Source organism: Pseudomonadota bacterium, assembly GCA_039193195.1.
Taxonomy (GTDB): Bacteria; Pseudomonadota; Gammaproteobacteria; order Steroidobacterales; family JBCBZW01; genus JBCBZW01.
Genome location: JBCCWS010000020.1, coordinates 64,774 through 85,559 on the forward strand (window position 1 = coordinate 64,774; position 20,786 = coordinate 85,559).

Here is a 20,786-nt window from a genome sequence, read left to right on the forward strand (position 1 = left end):
ATAGCAAAGAAAACACGCGCATCATTAGAAGGAGCTCCCAAAACAGCTCGCCGGCGGGCGCGCCGGGCCAAGATCAGATGGTCCAACCGAGCAACTCGCGCTCCCACACGGGCACGCGCTCTTCGAACTCGAGGCACTCGTGCTCCTTCATGCCCGCGAATAGGGTCACGAACTCTTCGCCGAACACCTCCACCGCCTCCTTGCTCTGGCGCAAGCTACCGATGGCGTAGTGGGGGTGGCGCAGCAGAGCGAAGGGCGCGTCATAGGCAGACTTATCCACCGGTGCCGAGGCCGCGATCTGCTGCTGCATCCCAAGGTATCCGCAGGCCAAACTGCCGGCGATCGCTAGGTAAGGATTGACGTCCGCACCGGCCAGGCGGTTCTCCACCCGGCGCGCCTGGGCATTCGCGACGGGCACGCGTAGGCCGACCGTGCGATTGTCGATGCCCCACTCGAGGTTGATCGGCGACGCCCAGTGACTGTTCAGGCGCCGATAGGAGTTGGGGTACGGCGCGAACAGCAGCAGGAATTCGCGCAGGTAGCGCTGCAGGCCGCCGATGTAGTGGCCGAAGCGCTCGTTGGCCTCGCCGTCGGGGCCCGAGAAGGCGTTGTTGCCATCGCGACCGTAAACGGACTGATGGATGTGGAAGGCGCTGCCTGCCGCGTCCTCGTGCACCTTGGAGAGGAATATTGCCCGCAGATCGTGGTTGGCCGCGACGTGTCGAATGGCGCGCTTGAAGTGAAAGACATCGTCGGCGAGCTTCATCGGATCGCCGTGATCGAAGTTCACCTCAAACTGGCCGGGACCGAGCTCCTGAGACAGGGCGCCGGTCTCGATATCCTGCTTGCGGCAGGTCTCTTCGAGCTCGGAGAAAAAACCCGATAGCTCGTGGAAGCGGTCGGTGCCGTAGGGATCGATCAGGTCCTCGAGGTCGTCCTCGTCCTGGGCCATCGCGCGCGTGCGGGTCCACGGGTCTTCGTTGGCAGGAGCGATGTAAAACTCGACCTCCGGCGCCACCACAGGCGTCCAGCCCTCCTGCTCGTAAAGCGAGAGAATGCGGGCGAGGGCGGCGCGCGGGGCGGCACCGATCAGATTCCCGTCGTCGTCGATGCAATCCATGATGACAACGGCGGAGGGCTCACTGGTCCAGGGGATGCGCCGGATCGTCGAGAGATCCGCCCGCAGGGACATGTCGCGATCGCCCACGTTGTCCTTGCCCAGATGAAAGGTGCTGTTCACGGTCTGTGCCAGGATCGCGTAGGGGATGCGCGTGCCGGTTTGCTTGAACTGGGAGACGGGCTGCACCTTGCCGCGACCAATCCCCGCCATATCCGGGACGGTGGTCTCGATCCGCTCGATGCCGTTGGCGCGTAACCACTCGAGCGCCGCTTCGAGGGTGGCCTCCGCTGGGCCAGCAGTCTCGCCGTTCATAAATCTCCCGTGTTAACCGCGTCCCGAAAACGATGACTATTGTTCATCGATCAATTCCTCCCGTCCTATAGGCGTCCGACCCGGTTGACGGGCGGGCGACCAAACTTGAGACGGTGCGTTCACGAAGGATGCCACGCGCCAGCCGCAGGGGCGGTGTCAGCGTGTAGGCATGGAAGACCGCGCTCGATGCCCGTCACTAGCGTACGGCTTGATTCGGTAGAAGACTAACTTTCACGTGCAGCGATACGACACCATCGTCGTCGGGGCAGGCCACAACGGACTAGTGTGCGCCGCCAGCCTCGCCAAGGCCGGGCAGAGCGTGCTCGTGCTGGAGGCCAGCGACGGTCCTGGCGGGCTCGCCGGCACCTACGAGTTTCACCCCGGCTACCGAGCATCCCTGGCCCATTCGATGGCCCACTTCTCTCCAAAGGTCACGCAGGAGCTGAACCTCACGCGCTTCGGCTTCGACGATGGCGCTCGCCCGCTAGCGCTGGTTGGCCTCGATCGCGAGGGCAACCACGTGGTGGTCGAGGGCGAGGCCATGCGCGGCGCGAGCGACCGGGACGCTTCGGCCTTCAAGCAGTTTGTCGCGGACCTCAGCCGCTTCGCCTCCGCACTTTCACCTTTCTGGGAAAAGACGATGCCGCGCTTGAGCGATCGTTCCCTGCGCGGCCTCTCCACCTTCGCCCAGCTGGGGCTGAACCTGCGCCGCCTCGGCAAGCAGGACATGGCCGAGTTCCTGCGCATCGCATCGCTCTGCGCTCGCGACCTGGTGGACGAGCGGTTCGAGCAAGAGCTGGTGAAGGCGATGCTGTGCTGGGACGGGCTCATCGGCGCGCGCATGGCACCGCGGTCGCCTAACAGCGCCGTGCTCGCCATGCTTTATCGCGCAGGGTCGGACTTCCACGGCGCTCACCGCATGGGCACGGGCGGCGTGCGGGCCCTAGTCTACGCGATTGCCGCCGCCGCCGAAGATGCCGGCGCGCAGATCCGCTACGACAGCCCGGTCGCTAGGATCACCCTCGACAACACCCGGGTGGGCCTGCGAGCTACCGGCGTCGCCTTGACCTCAGGCGAGACGATCGACGCTGACCGCGTGGTCTCCGCGACCGATCCCAAGCGCACGTTTCGCGACCTCGTCGGCTTCGCCAACCTCGATATCGGCTTCGCAAACCGCACCCACCGCCTGCGCTCGGACGGGTTAGTCGGCAAGCTGCACCTGGCCCTGCGAGAGCGACCTACCTTTGCGCGCCTGGAAGACTCCGACGGACGCCTGCTTATCGCGCCGAGCCTCGACGCTATCGAGTTCGCCTACGACGAGGCCAAGTACGGCGAGCCGTCGCAGCACCCGGTCATCGAGATCACGCTGCCTTCCGTACACGACGCCGCGTTGGCACCGCAGGGGCACCACGTTCTGTCGGCCCACGTCATGTACGTGCCCTACAAGCACAGGCACGGCTGGTCGGACGGCGCCCGCGATGCCCTGCGCGACAGCGCGATCTCCACCATCGAGGCCTACGCGCCGGGCCTGCGCGAGCTCATCGTGGGCGCCCAGATGCTCACGCCGCAGGACATCGAGCAGCAGTTCCACGTCACCGGGGGCCATTGGCACCACGCCGAGTTCGCCATGGATCAAATGCTGATGATGCGGCCTACCTACGACGCCGCCCAGTATCGCTGCCCCATCGAGAACCTGTTCCTTAGCAGCGCCGGATGCCATCCGGGCGGTGACCTGGTGGGCTCCGTCGGCCTCAACGCCGCACGGGAGATCCTGCGATGAGTGCCGCCTACGACGCCATCGTGGTCGGCGCGGGTCACAACGGCCTCACCAACGCCGCCTACCTCGCCAAGGCGGGGCTGAAGGTCTGCGTGCTGGAAAAAAACGACTACATCGGCGGCGCTGCCGTCTCACGCGAGCTAGAACCTGGTTGGATCTACTCAAGCTGCTCCTACGTGTGCAGCATGATGCGCCAGGCCATCCACCGCGATCTCGATCTTGGCCGCCACGGCCTGATGATCGTGCCCTACCTCGGCACCGTGTCCTTCGGCGACGGCGATGAGCGTCTATTTTCCTACCAAGACGAAGCCGCTTCCTACCTGGAGCTGCGCCGTCACTCGCCCCACGACGCGGACGCCATGCGCCGCTTCCAAGCCGACCTCACTCGCTACTCGCAGGTGATCCGCAAGACCCTGATGCGTACGCCCCCGGACCCTACGTCCTTCCGCCTGCGCGACCTCAGGGAGTTCCTATTCCTCGGCCAGAAGTTCTGGGCCCTGGGCGAGCGCGAACTCTACGAGTACGTGCGCTTCTTCACCATGAGCGCCGCCGAGTTCCTCGAAGACTACTTCGAGAACGACCTCATCAAGGGCGCGATGGCGAGCCCCGGCATCATCGGCACCGCCCTCGGCGTGTACTCGCCCGGCTCAGCTTACATTCTTCTTCACCACGTGATGGGCGATGTGGACGGCTCGATCGGCGCCTGGGGCCTCGCCCGCGGCGGCATGGGCGCAATCTCCGCCGCCATCGCCTCTGCCTACAAAGGCTTCGGCGGCGAGCTGCACACGAGCGCAGGGGTCGAGCGCATCACGGTGGAGGACGGCCGCGCCACGGGCGTTATCCTCGAGAACGGCGATGAGTTCAAGGCCAACATCGTCGTCTCCAACATGGACGCCAAGCGCACCTTCACCCAGGCGATCGACCGCAAGGACCTGCCGGAGGAGATCTACCAGCGCGCGGTAAACTTCAAGATCCGCGGCTCCTCAGGCAAGGTCAACATCGCCCTTAGTGGCTTGCCCAAGTACACCCACGTGCCCGACAACCGCTACATCAACCGCGGCGGTCAGGGCTTTAGCGGTACCCTCGAGACGATGGAGCGGGCCTACGATTGCTGGAAGCGCGGCCGCTGGTCCGACGATCCCTTCATCGAAGCGGTGATCCCCTCCGCCTGGGACCCCACGGTGGCGCCACCCGGCAAGCACTGGATGTCGAACTTCATCCAGTACTGCCCGCCCACCCTCGCCGACGGCCCCTGGACACCGCACAAGCGCGACGCCTTCGGCCAGACCGTGATCGACAAGATCGAGCGCTACGCGCCGGGCTTTAAGGACCTGATCGTGCACATGGAGGTGCGCACGCCGCACGAGATCGAGAACGAGATTGGCCTCACGGAAGGCAACATCTTCCAGGGCGAACTCACGATCGATCAGCTGTTCTTCAATCGCCCCTTCCCTGGCTACGGCCAGTACCGCATGCCGCTGAAGAACCTCTATATGTGCGGCTCCTCCACCCACCCGGGCGGCGGCGTGTCCGCCGTGTGCGGCGCCAATGCGGCACGCGAAATTCTGCTGGACCTAAGGCGGCGCAACACCGTGCCGGAAGACGATTTCCACGATGAATGACCCCGCCCCGACGCACGATCCCTACGCCGGCGAGCGGCCGATGCTCTCGCCCTTCCACCCGCGGCTGGCCGCGCTGAACATCCGCGAGGCGTGGTCCGTGTGGAACGGCTACAAGTTCGCCGACTGCTACTACGACGTGGAGTACGAGTACTTCTGCATCCGCAACCTGTGCGGCACCTACGACATCTGCCCTATGCAGAAATACGAAATCACCGGCGGCGATGCCGAGGCCATGCTCAACCGAATGGTCACGCGCGACGTGAGCAAGATCCGCATGAATCGCGTGGCTTATTGCGTGTGGTGCACGGACGAGGGGCGGGTGGTGGACGACGGCACCATCTTCCGCCTCGGCGAGCAGAAGTTCATGCTCACCTGCGGCAGCCCGTGCCTGGCCTGGCTGCGCAAGAGCTGCCTGGGGTTCGACGACGTCACCATCACCGACATCACCGACACCACCGCAGCACTCTCCCTGCAGGGCCCTACCTCCTGTTCGGTGCTGAAGAAGATGGGCCTCGAGGACATCGAAAACGCCCGCCCCTTCGAGATCCGCACCTTCCCCTTTCAGGGCACTACCTTGATGGTCTCGCGAACGGGGTTCACCGGCGACCTCGGCTACGAGCTGTGGATCGAGCGTGGCCACGCCTTGGCGATGTGGGATGCCTTGTACGCCGCCGGAGAGGTCTACGGCATCCAGCCCTACGGCGAGGCCGCCACCAACATGGCGCGCCTGGAGGCGGCCTTCATCATGCCCGACGTGGAGTTCAACGAAGCGCTGCGCACGGTTAACTTCAAACACGACCAAACGCCCTTCGAACTCGACCTCGCCTGGCTGGTCGATTTCGACAAGCCGCATTTCAGCGGTCGCGCCGCCCTGCTCGAGGAGAAGCGCGTTGGCCCCACGTACACCCTGACCAAGCTCGACATCGACGGCAACCGGCCGGCCGAGGGCTCGCACATCTACCGCAACAAGGGGTGCACGATGGAGATCGGCTACGTGACGTCCGCCATGTGGTCGCCGGTGGCCAAGGCCAACATCGCCCTGGCCATGATCGATACCCGCTACTTGGAACTGAACATGTGGGTGGAGATCTACTACGAGAAGGAGCTGCGCCACCACAGCCGCATCGAGAGGTGCCGCCGTTTGGACAAGCCCTTCTTGGCGCCGCCCCACGCCCGGGCAACACCAGCCCTTCTCTACTAGCGCCTCATCACCTTGCGGACCCGAATCCACCGACGCTGACGCGCGAGTGATACGTCGATCGACACTAAGCGGCATCGCTTGCTGTGCCTTACGACAAGGCGATCGCACGTTCGCGGCAAGCTTTGGGCCAGACTTACCCGTTGGCAGGCAAGATCTCCAGTACTGTCAGGTCGTTATGTCCGCATAGGGACCGAAATCGGTTGTGCTCCACCGTTGCCGCCTCATCGGTGTGTTGTCCCCTGGGGAAATGTGATAGATGTTCTAGGACGTTTCAGTCGCGGGACGTCGAGGGGGCGAGGCAGTGCGCGCAGCGGAATTCGTTCGAAGCTATTTCGACGCCTGGAATCGCCTGGACGGCGAGGGCGTCGCGGCGCACCTCGCCGAGGGTGGAGTCTACTGCGACGTAGCCGAGAGCGCCCAGCTCACCCACGAGAGCTTTCGCGAGATGCTGCGCGAGTACTTCGACGAGCACCGTCACGCCTACCAGATCGTCGGCGACGTAATGGAGTTCGGTCAGAGTATCTCCTTCCGCTATCGAATGTCTCCGCTCGTGAAGGCTAAGAGATCCGAGAGCTCGAAGGAGGAGCCGATCGAGGGTGCGGAGTTCATCACGCTTCTCGGCGATACGGCCATTTCCATCCACGACTTCTACCAAGACCTAGGCAACGTGGCGAACGCACGCAAGCGGGCGACCACGCGAGCTGCTCATCGAGCCAAATACGCCAAATCCGGCCTTACGGAAGATCAACTTGCCGCCTACAAGGCGAACTTAAACCGAATCATGTGCGATGAGCGTGCGTTCCTGCGCGCCAACCTCACCTTGCCCGATCTGTCGCGCCTGGTCGGGTGCTCCGTCAATCACCTCTCGCAGGTGATCAACGCTGGCTTTGACTCCAGCTTCTTCGATTACGTCAACCGATTCCGCATCGAGCGTGCCAAGGAGCTGCTCGCCAGCAACCGTGCGGGCGGCGCGGTGATCAACTACGCATTCGAAGTCGGCTTCAACTCCAACTCAGCCTTCTACACCGCCTTCAAGAAGTTCACTGGCCAGACGCCCGCGCAGTACCGCCGGTCCCAACTGCCCAGCACCGACGCAGCTAGTAAGCGTCCCTAGCGGTCCAGGCACTGACGGCGAGGGCAGAAAACCGCTACCCTCGGCTCGCTCTGATTCTCTCATCGGCAACTGCAAGCCTATGCCTCAAGCTCATACCACTTCGTACTACGCGGCTTCGCGCAATGACCTGACGTCCTATCCTGCCCTGAGCGGCACGCACAAGACCGACGTGTGCGTCGTCGGCGGCGGCTTCACCGGTGTGGCGACCGCGCTCGAACTCGCCGAGCGCGGCTATCGAGTTACCGTGCTCGAAGCGAACCGCATCGGGTGGGGTGCGTCCGGTCGCAACGGCGGGCAGCTCATCCATGGCGTCCCCGGCGCCAAGCGTATCGCCGCGGCGCGGGGTAGCGACGGCAACAAGCTGGTCGCGGAGATGGCGTGGGAAGGTCATCGCATCGTGCGCGAACGCGTAGCCAAGTACGACATCGACTGTGATCTGAAGTCTGGCTACCTAGATGTGGCGATCACCAAGGGCCATATGCGTGCCCTGCAGGAAGAGCACGACGCCCTCCAAGCGAGCGACTTTCCGCACCCGCTCGAGCTGCTCGGTAAGGCGCAGACACAGACCCTGATCGGTACCGAAGCCTACATCGGTGGCCTCCTCAACATGGGCAGTGGCCACCTACACCCGCTAAACCTCTGCGCCGGCGAAGCGCGTGCTGCCGTTAGCCTAGGCGCACAGGTATTCGAGGGCTCGCCGGTGACCGCGATCAAGCCCGGCATGAATCCTCACGTGGTCACAGACCAGGGGACCGTGGAGGCGGACACGGTAGTACTGGCTGGCAATGCCTACCACGAGCTCGCCCCGCACCTGCGCCGACGCATGTTCCCGGTGCGAAGCTTCATCATCGGTACCGAGCCCTTGCCCAAAGCGACTGTCGAGCGCATCAACCCGCGCGACCTAGCAGTGTGTGATCCGAACTTCGTGCTCGAGTACTTCCGCCTCTCCGCTGACAAGCGCATGTTGTTTGGCGGTCGAATCGACTACTTCGGTGAAGATCCTAGCGTCATCGAGGCGCGCATGCGCAAGAAGCTCGCGCGCATTTACCCCGAGTTCGGCCAGGCACGCATCGACTTTGCTTGGGGCGGCAAGATCGGCGTCACGCTCAAGCGCGTGCCGCTCTTCGGCCGCCTGGGACAGGGCGTCATTTACTGCCAGGGCTATTCGGGGCACGGCGTCAACAACACGCACATGGCAGCGCGGGTGCTCGCCGACGCGGTCAGCGGCACGCTCGAGCGTTTCGACATGTTTGCCAGCATTGACGCAATCGCCGTGCCCGGCGCCGACCGCTTTCCAAACCCCTTTATTTCCTTGGGGCTAATTTACTACCGGCTACGCGATAAGCTCGCCTGAGCAGCTAGGTTCGCGGCGCCCTCTGGGCACAGCGTCCGCGCGTGTAGGCGGAGATTTTCCCCCTTCCGCGATCGATACCATGCGGGAATGGAGAAAGCCCTGCGCCAACTCAATCCGCTCCTGCTGTACAAAATGCAGCAGGCCTTCAAATGGGTGGTGTACTTCCTTCTGTTGGTGAATCTCGGATTCTACGTGGCCGAAGACTCGGTCCGCGCCTACCACACGCTCATCGCCGGCAACGCCTCCTTCCTGAAGATCACCCAGGAGTTTGCCGCCTCCATCGATACATCGGCCTGGCTGATCCTGATCGCCATGTTCGAACTCGAGACCTACACGATCGAGGATAAGCACTGGAACGAGCGCGTCGCCTGGCTTGTGCGCGGAGCGCGCGTAGTGTGCTACGTGATGATCGCGCACACACTGTTCGCGTACAGCAGCACCCTCGTGGACTACAGCACGATCCGGCCCGTGGAAGGCGTCACGGATCTGTGCGAAATGACCGACCGGCAGGTGGCCTACGTGCACACTCTCGAGTACACAGCGGTCACCGAGCTGACCTGCAACACGCTCACGGATCAGCAAGAGTTTCTCTGGCTCGGTAAGAACCCACTCGTCACCACACCCCATGGACACCAACGGGAGTTCCTACTGGCCCTCGCGGACGTAGTGGAGACCATCGCATGGCTACTGATCATCGCCTGCGTGGAACTCGTGGTGCGACTCCAAGGGCGCGGTATCACCGGCGGGCGCACCACGTCCATCGCCCGCTCCACCAAGACCGTTTGCTACGTGGTGTTGCTCGCCCTTGCCGCCTACTGGGGAGCCTTGGGGCTGTGGCTATACGTATGGGATGCCTTCCTGTGGATCGCCGGGTTCGCCGTTATCGAGGTCAATATCGCCGAGTGGCGGGAGGAGCTGACCGAGCGTCCAGTCGCCCAAGAGGCCGCCTCGGCTTGACCGCTTAGCCATCGGAGGATTGCAGATGATTCGTGGTCGATGTGAGTGCAACGAAGTTCGCTTTGAGGTCGCCGGCGAGATAGTCGACTTCGGTCATTGCCACTGCACCCAATGCCGCCGCTTGCACGGCGCCGCCTTCGCTACCTTTGCTGCCGTCGACCGAAAGGACTTTCGCTATGTGGCCGGGGAGGCGCTTGTGCGTAGCTACACATCCTCGTGGCGAAACGAGCGCAAGTTCTGCAGCCGCTGCGGTTCCTCGATCCTGGTGGACCCTCAAGACGAGCCAGGAGTGCTCTACCTCAGCATGAGCACCATCGAAGGTGATCCACCGAAGCCACGCGCCTACCACGCGTGGGTGGATTCTAAGGCGCCGTGGCATGACATCGACGACGACCTTGCGAAGTTTGCACGAGATGCGAGCTGAGGGTCGGGCGAGAGCATGACGAGCAACGAGCAACAGGTCGAACATACCTCGTCCTACTACGCGGCAAGCCGGACCTATATCCAGTCCTATCCACCGCTCGCAGGGCAGCACACGACCGATGTCTGTGTGATCGGAGCCGGCTTTACGGGCGTCGCCACGGCGCTCACGCTGGCCGAGCGCGGCTACCGCGTAGCCGTGGTGGAAGCAAACCGCGTGGGCTGGGGGGCGTCCGGCCGCAACGGTGGCCAGCTGATCAACGGCATCGGCGGCCTGGCGAAGATCGGCAAGCGCCACGGCGACGGTATCGACGATCTCCTGTGGGACATGCGCTGGCGTGGAAATGCCATCATTCGCGAGCGGGTGAGCAAATACGCCATTGCCTGTGACTTCAAGGACGGCTACGTCGAGGTGGCACGCAAGCCGAGCCAGGTAGCCTACACGCACGAAGCTGCCGAAGAGCTGGAGCAACGCGGGTTCCCCCATCGCTACGAGGTGTGGGACAAGGCGACGACGGCGCAGAAGCTAGGCACCAGCGCCTTCCACGGCGCCTTTGCCTCCTACTACGACGGACACCTCCACCCGCTAAACCTATGCACCGGCGAGGCCCACGCGGCCGCCGGCCTGGGTGCCCAGTTCTTCGAGCAGTCGCCAGTCGCCAGAATCAGCCATGGCGACAAACCCACAGTGCATACGGCAAACGGCTCGGTGCAGGCCAACGCAGTGATCCTGGCGGGCAACGCCTATTCTCGCCTCGAACCGAAGAAACTCTCCAACCTGATCTTCCCGGCGGGCAGCTATATCATCGCCACCGAGCCCTTGCCTGTGGAGGTCGCCCACAGGATCAATGGCGAGGATGTCGCCGTATGCGATCTCAACAACGTGGTCGACTACTATCGACTCTCGTCCGATCGGCGCCTACTCTACGGTGGCGCTTGCAACTATTCAGGTCGCGACCCCCGCAGCATCACCAAGTTCATTCACCCACGCATGATCAAGATCTACCCAGACCTTGCCAACGTGAAGATTGAGTTCGAGTGGGGAGGGAAGATCGGTATCGTCCTCAATCGAATTCCCACGGTCGGTCGCGTGAGTAAGAACGTGTACTACTGCCAGGGGTACTCCGGCCACGGCGTGAGCGGCACCCACCTAATGGGCGAAGTCATGGCTGACGCCATCGACGGCACCCTGCGGCGCTTTGATCTCTTCGCCCAGATGAAGCACGTGCGCCTGCCCGGATCCCGTTGGGTCGGCAATCAGATCGTTGCGCTTGGGATGATGTACTACAAGCTACAGGACATGCTCTAGGGGCACGCCCCGTACGCCTAGTCGGGAGTACTGGCACTTGCAAGACGACGTCGTTCATCTGTTCGTGTACGGGACCTTGCGTACCTCGGCGGAGCATCCACTTGGACGGATGCTCAGCGAGGGCGCAGACTGCATCGGCTCAGGAACGATACAAGCGCGCTTGTATATCGTCGATGATCCCGACGAGCGCGGACCGAACAGCTATCCGGCAGCTTTGCCGTCGGGCAACCCGAAGGATCGCGTGAGGGGAGAGGTCTTCCGCCTCCGCGATCCCCAAACCCTGTTGCCCGTTTTCGACGACTACGAAGCGTGCTCGCCGCGCTGGGAGGAACCCCACGAGTTCCTACGCCGGCGCGTGGTCGTGCGGATGGATGACGGTGAGGAGATGACTGCGCTCAGTTATCTCTACACCTGGGACATAAGCACGGCGCAACCCATCGAGTCGGGGGACTACAAGGAACGCGCCCCCGACACGCGCTAGCCACGCCTGCGCAAGGGCGACGGCTAAAACACTCTCATCAGCACTTCATGCTCATTCAGGAGATCCTGTGGACACGATTACCTTTAGCACTGGCGAGGCCACCGTCTTCGCCGCCGAGGGCCAGTTGACTGACGCCATGCCAGAGATCGTCATCGGAGACATTGCGGGCCCCGTAGGCCAAGCGTTCGCCAACATGATGGGGCAAACGGCGGGGCACCCGCGTATGTTCGCCATCCGGGCCACCAACCAGGCGGTCAAACCGGCGACGCTGATGGTGCCGAAGGTGACCGTCAAAACGAACGCTTATATAGAATTACTCGGTGGACCGATTCAGTCGGCCATAGCAGATGCTGTGCTGGATTGCGTGATCGAGGATGTCATCCCGCGCGCCATCGCGAACCGCCTATGCATCATCGCCATGCTGTGGCTGGAGCCGAAGTGCGCCGTGGACCCGAACCTCGACCGCAAGGACCTCTACCGCTGCAACTACGAGGCGATGAAGCTAGCCGTCAGCCGCGCGATGCGCGGTGAGCCTACCCTCGATGAGCTCATCGAGAAACGCAAGACGCTTCATCATGAGATGTACGATCCGCAAACGGGCGCTTCTGAGTGGTGATTTTGCGCGCGAGGCCCGGCCGCAGCCGTGGCCGGAGTTGCGGACTCAGCGGTCGATGCCGCCCATGCACATGTACTTCATCTCCGTGTAGTCTTCCAAGCCGTAGCGCGACCCCTCGCGACCTTGGCCGGACTCTTTGATGCCACCGAAAGGCGCCATCTCGTTGGAGATGATCCCCTCGTTGATACCCACGATACCGAAGGCCAAGGCCTCGCCGACACGCCAAATGCGTCCGACGTCACGCGCGTAGAAGTAGGCGGCGAGGCCGAACTGCGTATCGTTAGCAAGCTCGATCGCCTCATCTTCCGTGGTGAAGCGCATGATTGGCGCTACGGGCCCGAAGATCTCCTCCCGGAACACGCGCATCTGTCGGGTCACGTCGGTCAGCACCGTAGGCTGCAAGAAGCACTCACCTAGTTCTGAGCGTGCACCGCCGGTCAGCACGCTGGCACCCTTGTCGCGCGCATCGTCGATAAAGGCCATCACATCGTTGGCCGCTACCTTGTCGATGAGCGGCCCCATGTCAACGCCCTCGCACGCGCCGTCACCGAGGCGGAGGGAACTGGCGGCATCGACGAAGCGCGTGACGAAGTCATCGAACACGCCGTCCTGCACCAACAGGCGGTTGGCGCAAACGCAGGTCTGCCCGGCGTTGCGAAACTTCGCGCGCAGCGCACCGGTTACCGCCGCGTCAATATCCGCATCGTCGAACACGATGAAGGGTGCGTTGCCGCCCAACTCCATGGAGGTGCGCTTCATGGTGCCCGCGCACGCCTGCGTGAGCTGCTTCCCCACCGGCGTAGAGCCGGTAAAGGTGAGCTTGCGCACTACGGGACTCGCTGTGAGCGTGCTGCCGATCTGCGCCGTACGCCCCGTGACGACGTTAATGACGCCAGGCGGAATAGCGGCGCGCTCCGCCAGCTCGACAAACGCGTAGGCCGATAGGGGAGTGGCGTTCGCCGGCTTGCAGACCACCGTGCAGCCGGCAGCCAAGGCTGGCGCGATCTTGCGCGTGAGCATGGCGTTCGGGAAGTTCCAAGGCGTGATACACGCCACCACACCCACGGGCTGACGAATCACGAGCAGGCGCTTGTCCGCGCCGGGCGGCGGAATGACATCGCCGTAAAGGCGCTTTGCTTCCTCGGCGAACCACTCTATGTAGCTAGCCCCATAGGCGATCTCACCGCGCGCCTCGGCGAGAGGTTTGCCCTGCTCGGCGGTGAGAAGCTGCGCTAGATCCTCCTGTGCCTGCAGCATCTGCTCGAACCACGCGCGCAGCAGCCTCGCCCGTTCCTTCACCGATCGTGCCCGCCAAGCCACCATCGCTGCGGCAGCGGCATCGATTGCCCGTTGCGTCTCGCTGACCCCACAGTTGGCCACCTGAGCGATGACCTCGCCGGTAGCAGGGTTACGAACGGGGCGCGTGCTGGCATCGTCCGCATCGGTCCATCGACCATCGATGTAGGCCTGCGTTCTGAGCAGACCTGTGTCCTTCAGCGATAGGGTCATGATCGTCCTGTTATGGGGACTGCCGGACAAGAATGCAGGCCGCCACCGGAATTGACCAAGCGGCCCACTAGGCGCCGCTCGGCTTGCCCTGAAGCGCCGGCGTCGGCTCGCGCAGGGCGCCGGTAGCGAGCCAGGTGCCAAGACCAATCGAGATCAGCGCAAGGAAGGGCTCGAAGGGCCAGAAGGGCAACCACAGCTCGAGCGACTCGAGTAAGGGCGTACCGAGTAACACGTTGTCCACCGGTCCCAGCCATAGATGGCCCGTCGCCGAAGCGAGCAAGCCGAGCACGATGAGGGCGCCCCCCACCAGGCGTTCCAGGGTGGCCACTTCGGCAGCACCTGCCCGCTGAGCCTGGGTGGCGCGGCGCTTACCCCAAGCCGCGATTCGCGACGCGAAGGCCAGAAAGCCGACCACGTAAAAGATGTAGTCGATCGGTTCTGGGTTGCCGTAGTAGAAGACGTTCCACCAGTAGACCGAGAAGGGGTAGGCCCACAGGAAGTACACGCCGCTGCGATGGAGCACCTTCCACTGCGTATTGCTGAGATGCCTGCGTCCGAACCGAAAGGAGGTGAGTACCATCGCCGCCAGAAACAGGTAGCCGCTGGTGCCTTCGAGCTCATCGCGAAGGGCATACACCTCCTCGTAATAGTAGCCCGTGTGCAGGGTGGTGGTGATAAAGATGAACAGGCCCTGCCAGGCCATAGCGGTGGCGAAGACTAGACCGATGTAGCGCCGATTGCGTAAACACCAACGGCTAAGTTCGCTCGGCAACAACACCGGCAGGGCCGAGGACGCCACCACCAGGTAGATAAAGGGCACGGACCAGCGCACGGAGTAGGAGATCATGTGCGAGATGTCCTGCGGGGAGGAGAGATCGTACCCCGCCATGGCGAACACCATACAGGCGCTCATCGGCACGGCGATCAGCCAGTACAGGGGCCAACCATTGAGGTAGCGGGCACGGAGAGCTTCACTCACTGCAATCACCTATTCGTCCCCGGAGCAGCGGCGCCACCCCTACTGCGAACTTACCCGCTAGCAAACGCTTCGGTCTAGCGCTCGCCAGGAGCGTTGATCGCGCTTTGCTCGACACGCCGTGATCGCGCTAGGCTCCGCCCACTACATGCTCGACTCGCGGAGGCGCCTTGCCATGGCGACAAGTGACCAGACGCCAACGCAGGCACTACTACATAAGATCACCCGCATCTTCGTCTCCCTCGTGCCCTGGGGCGTCGCCCTATTTGCGCACTACTGGTTGGAGTACGAGGACATCTGGGCCGTCGACATGGCGTTTCGTCCCGTTATTTCTGCCGCCATATTGGCGACAGGCCTCGCCCTGTCTTTCCTCGTGCACTCCTTGTTGAGCAAGTCCTCGCGATGAGGCCTTGCGCGTGGCAAAGATCACCGTTAGCAACGGTACGACCCCGACCACGCGTCCCGCATCGGAGCCTACAGGGCTAGAAAGCGGCGGAAAAACCTCCTGATTACTGTTCCTTCCCCTATAGGACAGGACGAATGGCCGCTCGGGCTTCACAGACACTCGATCAGGTCAAGGAAGCTTAAGGGGAGCTAGCCTGATGCGGTGTCATCGAAACCCGTTGGTGTACTCGAGCCTGGCTGTCGCGGTGGCAGCCGCGCTTGGTACGCTACCGCGCGCCGCAGGCGCCCAGGAAGCGCTCGAAGAAATTGTCGTCACGTCGAGGCGTCGCGCCCAGGACGTGCAGGACGTTCCTCTGTACATCCAGGCCCTTAGCGGCGAGGACCTGCGCGAGAGCATGGCCCGGGGCTTCGAGGACTACGCGCGAGACCTCACCAGCGTAACGTTCGGCACGTCCGGCCCGGGCGCGTCGACCATCGTGTTCCGCGGCGCCGTGTCCCAGCCGAGCGGCTTCGATACGATCAGCTCCTCCACGCTCTATCTCGATGAGATCCCCATCACGCGCGACGGCCAAAACGCCGACGTGCGCCTCTATGACATCGAACGGCTCGAAGCGCTCTCCGGCCCCCAACCTACCCTGTACGGCGCAGGCTCCCAATCGGGCACCCTGAAGATCGTCACCAACAAGCCGGATACCACTGAGAATGGCGGCAACTTCATGGTCGAGGGCGGCGTGCCGAGCGGCGGCGATCCGGCCTTCAACGTCAGCGGCGTTGCCAACCTTGTACTGGTAGAGAACAAGTTGGCGGTGCGGCTAGTCGGCTTCCACGAGCACGAAGGCGGCTACATCGACAACGTCCTCGGCACCACCAGCGCCTACTCGGAAGAGAACGGCGACAGGGACAACGCCGACCTGGTCGAGGACGATTTCAACGATTGGACGGCCCAAGGCGGCCGCCTCTACCTGCGCTGGCAGCCGAACGACGACTGGACCATCGACACGGGCGCCATCTACCAGCGCTCCGAGATTGGCGCGGGCTTCGACTTCAACCCCGCCTTTGGCGATCTGGAGACGATTAAGTTCAAGGAAGAGCAGCGCGATGACGAGTGGTACAACCTCTCGCTAATCGTCCAAGGCGATCTCGGCTTTGCCGATCTGACCATCGCCGGCGGTACGCACAACCGAGACATCGACTACGATCTCGACTCCACCGCGTACATGACCAGCTACAAGATCAACGGTCTGAACATCGCCGAGTACTACACGGGTATCCGCGAGTTCCTCGACTACGACACCTGCGCGGCCACCGCCTACTGCTACCTCTTCGTCAACTACAACGACTTCGGCCCCGACCCCACGGGCCTGATCAGCCTGCGCCAGAAGGTCAAGTCCTTCGCCCAGGAGATCCGCCTGGTCTCAAAGGACACGGGCACGAACAAGTTCAACTGGTTGGTAGGCGCCTTCTACGAGCGCACCAACAACGATTGGGACTACCTCTCCTTTGTCGACGACTTCGCCGCCAACGGCGGCGGCGGCTCGATCTTCAGCTACTACGGCGTTGCGCCGACCAACGACTGGTTCGACCAAGGCTTTCGCAGCAACCTCACTTACAACGGATTCGCCGGCGGCCAGGGCAACGGCCAGCTGCAGGACATCGAGACCATCGCCGGCTTCGGTGAGCTCAGCTTTCGCCTGACAGACGATCTGAGCGTGACCGGCGGCGGTCGCTGGTTCACCACCGAGCGGCGAATCGCCGAGAACTCCCTGTTCGTCGGCAACGTCTCGGACGACTTCGACGCCGAGGAGACCACCAAGGACTTCTCGCCACGCGTCAACCTGAGTTGGACGCCGACCGAAGACAGCCTCCTGTACGCCACCTACTCCGAAGGCGTACGCCCCGGCGGCCAAAACGGCGGCGTGCAGCAAAACCCGAGCACCATCGCCCTCGGCGCACCGTTGTTCTACGGGCCTGACAAGCTAATCAACTACGAGATCGGCGCCAAAGCGACATGGCTCGGCGGCCGGCTGCTCACAAATATCACCGGGTTCATCATGAACTGGGAGGACTACCAGATTCAGGTGCAGATTCCCGTGGCGGGATCGACCACCGTGAATGCCGGTAGCGCTTCGATCGACGGCTTCGAGGCCACCACCGCCTGGAAGATCACCGACAAGTGGGAGTTCAACGCTTCTGCAACCTACCTCGATGCACGCATCGACGATGACATCGTGATCAACAACGGCACGATCATCGCCGGCCTCGCCGGCGATCCGCTGCCGGTGGTCCCCGAATGGAAGGTCGCGGCCAACCTGCTGTACACCACAGATCTGCCGTTTGGGGAAGGCCTCTCACTCACGGCGCGTTTCGACTACAACTACACGGACTCGTCTGTGAACGGGACCAACGCTTCGGTATCGCTCTTCGGCGCGCAGGCCTCCGTACCGCGCACGCAACCAGCCTACGACGTCGGGTCGCTCTACTTCACGATCGAGTCGGACAGCAACTGGACCGTATGGCTCGGTATCGACAACCTCTGGGATGAACGCGCCCTAACCTTCATCGCACCGCGCTTTGGCGATGACCGCGCCTTTACCCTGCGCCCGCGGGAGGTCACCCTGGGCATGTTCTACGACTTCTGACGCCCCCCGTCACACCGGCGCCTGGCCCGCACCCAGCGCCGATGCTCGACGACGCGCCCGGGCCACGGTGATAGGCTTTGGGTAACCAAGGCACAAGGAAGCGCGTCACCTTGGAGAACGGCAGAAACACCCTCGAGCCTAGGCAAGCCTTTCAACAGGCAGCCTCCTTGATTCAGGCGGGCGAGCTGAACGCCGCCGATGAGCTGCTCGCGGAGGCCCTCGCCGCACACCAAAACGACCCCAACCTGCTGCGACTCCAAGGCATCTGCCTGGCGCGCCAAGAACGCTTCGACGAGGCCGAGGCCAAGTTCACCCACGTGATCCGCCTCGCCCCTCAGCACGCCCCGGTCTACGAGGATCTCGCCAACGCCCAGCTCAACCTACGCAAGTTCGAGGAGGCGATCGCCTCGATGCGCCTGGCCATTGAGCATTCGCCCAATCCTGCGCCTGCCCAGCAGCGCCTTGGCGAGCTGCTGAGCATTATCGGGCGCGACTCGGAAGCCGAACAGCAGTTCGAACAGTCCTTGGCCAACGATCCCCAGAAGAGAGCGTTGGCCGAGGCCATGGAGCATGCGAACAAGGGCGAAGCGGCCAAGGCCGAACAGATCTATCGCGAGCTCCTGCGCAAACACCCAAACGACGTCGACGCCCTGCGCCTGCTCGGCGTACTCAACGTCAAGCGAGAGCGCTACGACGACGCCACGGCCTTGTTCCGCCGCGCGGTGCAGCTCGCGCCAGACTTCTGGAAGGCTTGGATCAACCTAGGCACTGCACTGAGCGAGCAACAAAAGTTCGACGAAGCCGACGCGGCCTATCGAGAAGCGCTCGCCCTACAGCCTGGCTCCGTGCACACGCTGGAGCGCCTCGGCGCCAACGCCATGAAGGCCAGCGAGCTGGAGACGGCCGTCGACTGGCTGGAGAAGTCGCTGGCGATCAGCGCCGATCACTTCCCCTCATGGCTATGCCTGGGCCATGCGCTCAAGACCCTGGGTCAGCAGGAAGAGGCGATCGATGCCTACCGCCGCTGTATCGACGCCAAGGCTGACTTTGGTGAAGCCTACTGGAGCCTAGCCAACCTCAAGACCTTTCGCTTCGACGATGACGAACTCGCGTCCATGGAGGCGCAGCTAGAGAGCGTCGCCGACGCCACCGACGACGAAGCTCAGGACGCTGAGATCGCGTTCAGCTTCGCCCTAGGCAAAGCCTGGGAGGATCGTGAGGATTACGCCAAAGCCTTCGACTACTACTACCGCGGCAACAGCAAGAAGCGCTTCAAGGTCAACTACGATCCGATCGAGTTCCAGGACAGTACCGATCGCATCATCGAGGTGTTCACCCGCGAGTTCTTCGCCGCGCGCGAAGGTTGGGGCCATCAGGATGATTCACCGATCCTGATTCTCGGTTTACCTCGCTCCGGCTCCACCCTGCTCGAGCAGATTCTCGCCAGCCATTCACAGGTGGAGGGCACCGCCGAGCTGCATTACCTGCTGCGCGCTGCCACCCAGTCGGGCCTGAACCGCACAGACGGCATCCGCTACCCCCAGGTGATGCACGAGCTCGCCCCTCACCACATCGAGGGCATCGGCCAGGAGTACGTCGAGAGCACCCTCAAACACCGTACGGGGGCGCGCTACTTCACGGACAAGATGCCGAACAACTTCCCGGCCATCGGCTTTCTGCACACGATCCTGCCTAATGCCAAGGTGATCGACGCACGCCGCCATCCTCTCGACAGCTGCCTCGGCACCTTTAAGCAACTGTTCGCCAGCGGCCAGGTATTCTCCTACGACCTCTACGACCTCGCCCACTACTACACGCAGTACCTGCGCCTGGTGGACCACTGGAACGAGGTGCTCCCCGGCAAGGTGCTGACCGTGCACTACGAGCACACGGTGGCGGACCTCGAGTCACAGGCACGCGCGATCGCGGATCATTGCGGCTTGCCGTGGGAGGACGGCATGCTCGCCTTCCACAAGAACAAGCGCGCCGTGCGCACGGCGAGCTCCGAACAGGTGCGTCAGCCGATTTACACGAGTTCCGTAGCGCTCTGGCGACGCTACGAGGCTCAGCTAGGGGAGTTGATCGACTATCTAGAGCCCGTTCTGGCGCGCCTCCCTTCCGCGCAGCGCCCAACGGCGCTTAACCCCTAGCCCTCAACCTGAGCGGCGGCGCAGAAGTTCTGCTGGCGAGCAGGGAGTGGCTAGCCTGCATCAATTTTTCTATTAGGCTCCATCTGGCACGGTGGTACAAGCTGAACTCTCCCTACCTTTGAACTCTCGCCACTCCAGTCGCTCAGAGTGCCTCGTTTTCTGCAAGCTCTCTGTACAGCCAAGCACGGGCTAATGCCCAGTCGCGCTTCACGGTGCTTTCCGAAGCCCCGAGCGCCTCAGCGGTCTGCGGGATGTCGAGTCCGGCGAACACCCGGCACTCTACGACACGTGCCTGCCGCTCGCTGAGCTCCCCCAGGCGCTGCAAGGCCCCATCCATCTCCAACACCGCCGCCAGCAGGTCTTCGGTCGGCACTTCCTTTCCGTCCATGGAGGTAAGCTCGACGCCTCCCCCACGCTTCTGCCGGCTGCGAGCGCGCGCATGCTCGACCAGGACACGGCGCATCGCCTGTGCCGCCGCGGCGAAGAAGTATGTTCGCCCGCGCGCCGTAATCTGCTCATCACCGAGCAGGCGGATGTACGCCTCGTTGACGAGCCCCATCGTGCACAGGGTGTGGGAGCTACGCTCGCGAGCCAGCTGGCGCTTCGCCATGCGCCGCAGATCGTCGTACACCAGCGGCACCAGATCGTCGAGGGATCGATCCCCTCCACCGACGCTCTCTAGCAGCAAGGTCAACGACTTTGCGGAGGCATTAGGGTCCATATCCCCCTCCCTGACAGCTCGGTTGACACGCGATAGGGACGCAGTATGCCAGACTCATACACCATGCTTGAACCGCCGGTTAGCCCTTTCTAGGGACGCAAGG

The 20,786-nt window shown here is 63.1% G+C and carries 17 protein-coding genes; 13 read left to right on the forward strand and 4 right to left on the reverse strand.

The window, feature by feature from the left end; all coding sequences use genetic code 11:
• Positions 1–73: 73 nt before the first annotated feature.
• Positions 74–1,432 carry a glutamine synthetase family protein gene (locus tag AAGA68_16025; GenBank protein MEM9386566.1) on the reverse strand — a complete coding sequence of 453 codons (1,359 nt, stop codon included), beginning with the start codon at positions 1,430–1,432 and terminating at the stop codon, positions 74–76.
• A 235-nt stretch (positions 1,433–1,667) separates the two neighbouring features.
• Between AAGA68_16025 and AAGA68_16030 the strand changes: the two genes are divergently transcribed.
• From AAGA68_16030 to fae, 10 genes are all read left to right on the forward strand, one after another.
• Positions 1,668–3,212 carry an NAD(P)/FAD-dependent oxidoreductase gene (locus tag AAGA68_16030; protein MEM9386567.1) on the forward strand — a complete coding sequence of 515 codons (1,545 nt, stop codon included), beginning with the start codon at positions 1,668–1,670 and terminating at the stop codon, positions 3,210–3,212.
• Positions 3,209–4,831 (forward strand): NAD(P)/FAD-dependent oxidoreductase, encoded by a 1,623-nt coding sequence (locus tag AAGA68_16035; protein ID MEM9386568.1) that lies wholly within the window; start codon positions 3,209–3,211, stop codon positions 4,829–4,831. Before AAGA68_16030 ends, AAGA68_16035 begins: the two co-directional genes overlap by 4 nt.
• Positions 4,824–6,032: an aminomethyltransferase family protein gene (locus AAGA68_16040; GenBank protein MEM9386569.1), complete on the forward strand. Its 1,209-nt coding sequence runs from the start codon at positions 4,824–4,826 to the stop codon at positions 6,030–6,032. Before AAGA68_16035 ends, AAGA68_16040 begins: the two co-directional genes overlap by 8 nt.
• Positions 6,033–6,333: 301 nt before the next feature.
• Positions 6,334–7,146, forward strand: a complete 813-nt coding sequence (locus tag AAGA68_16045; GenBank protein MEM9386570.1) for a helix-turn-helix domain-containing protein — start codon at positions 6,334–6,336, stop codon at positions 7,144–7,146.
• A gap of 79 nt (positions 7,147–7,225) precedes the next feature.
• Positions 7,226–8,500: an FAD-binding oxidoreductase gene (locus AAGA68_16050; protein MEM9386571.1), complete on the forward strand. Its 1,275-nt coding sequence runs from the start codon at positions 7,226–7,228 to the stop codon at positions 8,498–8,500.
• A gap of 87 nt (positions 8,501–8,587) precedes the next feature.
• Complete coding sequence (locus AAGA68_16055) at positions 8,588–9,457, forward strand: hypothetical protein (GenBank protein ID MEM9386572.1); 870 nt, start codon at positions 8,588–8,590, stop codon at positions 9,455–9,457.
• A gap of 25 nt (positions 9,458–9,482) precedes the next feature.
• On the forward strand, positions 9,483–9,881 hold the full coding sequence (locus AAGA68_16060) for a GFA family protein (GenBank protein ID MEM9386573.1): 399 nt from the start codon (positions 9,483–9,485) through the stop codon (positions 9,879–9,881).
• A 15-nt stretch (positions 9,882–9,896) separates the two neighbouring features.
• Positions 9,897–11,186: an FAD-binding oxidoreductase gene (locus AAGA68_16065; GenBank protein ID MEM9386574.1), complete on the forward strand. Its 1,290-nt coding sequence runs from the start codon at positions 9,897–9,899 to the stop codon at positions 11,184–11,186.
• A 37-nt stretch (positions 11,187–11,223) separates the two neighbouring features.
• The gene (locus AAGA68_16070) at positions 11,224–11,667 is read left to right on the forward strand and encodes a gamma-glutamylcyclotransferase family protein (GenBank protein MEM9386575.1); all 444 of its coding nucleotides are present in this window, start codon (positions 11,224–11,226) and stop codon (positions 11,665–11,667) included.
• A 67-nt stretch (positions 11,668–11,734) separates the two neighbouring features.
• Complete coding sequence (gene fae / locus AAGA68_16075; protein MEM9386576.1) at positions 11,735–12,283, forward strand: formaldehyde-activating enzyme; 549 nt, start codon at positions 11,735–11,737, stop codon at positions 12,281–12,283.
• 45 nt (positions 12,284–12,328) lie between these two features.
• On the opposite strand, the gene AAGA68_16080 is transcribed toward fae, so the two are convergent.
• Positions 12,329–13,792, reverse strand: coding sequence for an NAD-dependent succinate-semialdehyde dehydrogenase (locus tag AAGA68_16080; protein ID MEM9386577.1), 1,464 nt, complete (start codon positions 13,790–13,792; stop codon positions 12,329–12,331).
• Between the two features lie 67 nt (positions 13,793–13,859).
• Positions 13,860–14,771, reverse strand: coding sequence for a hypothetical protein (locus tag AAGA68_16085; GenBank protein MEM9386578.1), 912 nt, complete (start codon positions 14,769–14,771; stop codon positions 13,860–13,862).
• A gap of 172 nt (positions 14,772–14,943) precedes the next feature.
• Between AAGA68_16085 and AAGA68_16090 the strand changes: the two genes are divergently transcribed.
• The 3 genes from AAGA68_16090 to AAGA68_16100 all read left to right on the forward strand — a co-directional run bounded on the left by AAGA68_16090 (position 14,944) and on the right by AAGA68_16100 (position 19,962).
• Positions 14,944–15,174 (forward strand): hypothetical protein, encoded by a 231-nt coding sequence (locus AAGA68_16090; GenBank protein ID MEM9386579.1) that lies wholly within the window; start codon positions 14,944–14,946, stop codon positions 15,172–15,174.
• A gap of 196 nt (positions 15,175–15,370) precedes the next feature.
• Complete coding sequence (locus tag AAGA68_16095; GenBank protein ID MEM9386580.1) at positions 15,371–17,812, forward strand: TonB-dependent receptor; 2,442 nt, start codon at positions 15,371–15,373, stop codon at positions 17,810–17,812.
• Positions 17,813–17,922: 110 nt separating this feature from the next.
• A complete protein-coding gene (locus AAGA68_16100; GenBank protein MEM9386581.1) occupies positions 17,923–19,962 on the forward strand; it encodes a sulfotransferase in 2,040 nt (679 codons plus the stop codon).
• A gap of 142 nt (positions 19,963–20,104) precedes the next feature.
• Here AAGA68_16100 and AAGA68_16105 read toward each other — a convergent pair whose 3' ends face one another.
• Complete coding sequence (locus AAGA68_16105) at positions 20,105–20,683, reverse strand: ECF-type sigma factor (protein MEM9386582.1); 579 nt, start codon at positions 20,681–20,683, stop codon at positions 20,105–20,107.
• Positions 20,684–20,786 lie beyond the last annotated feature (103 nt).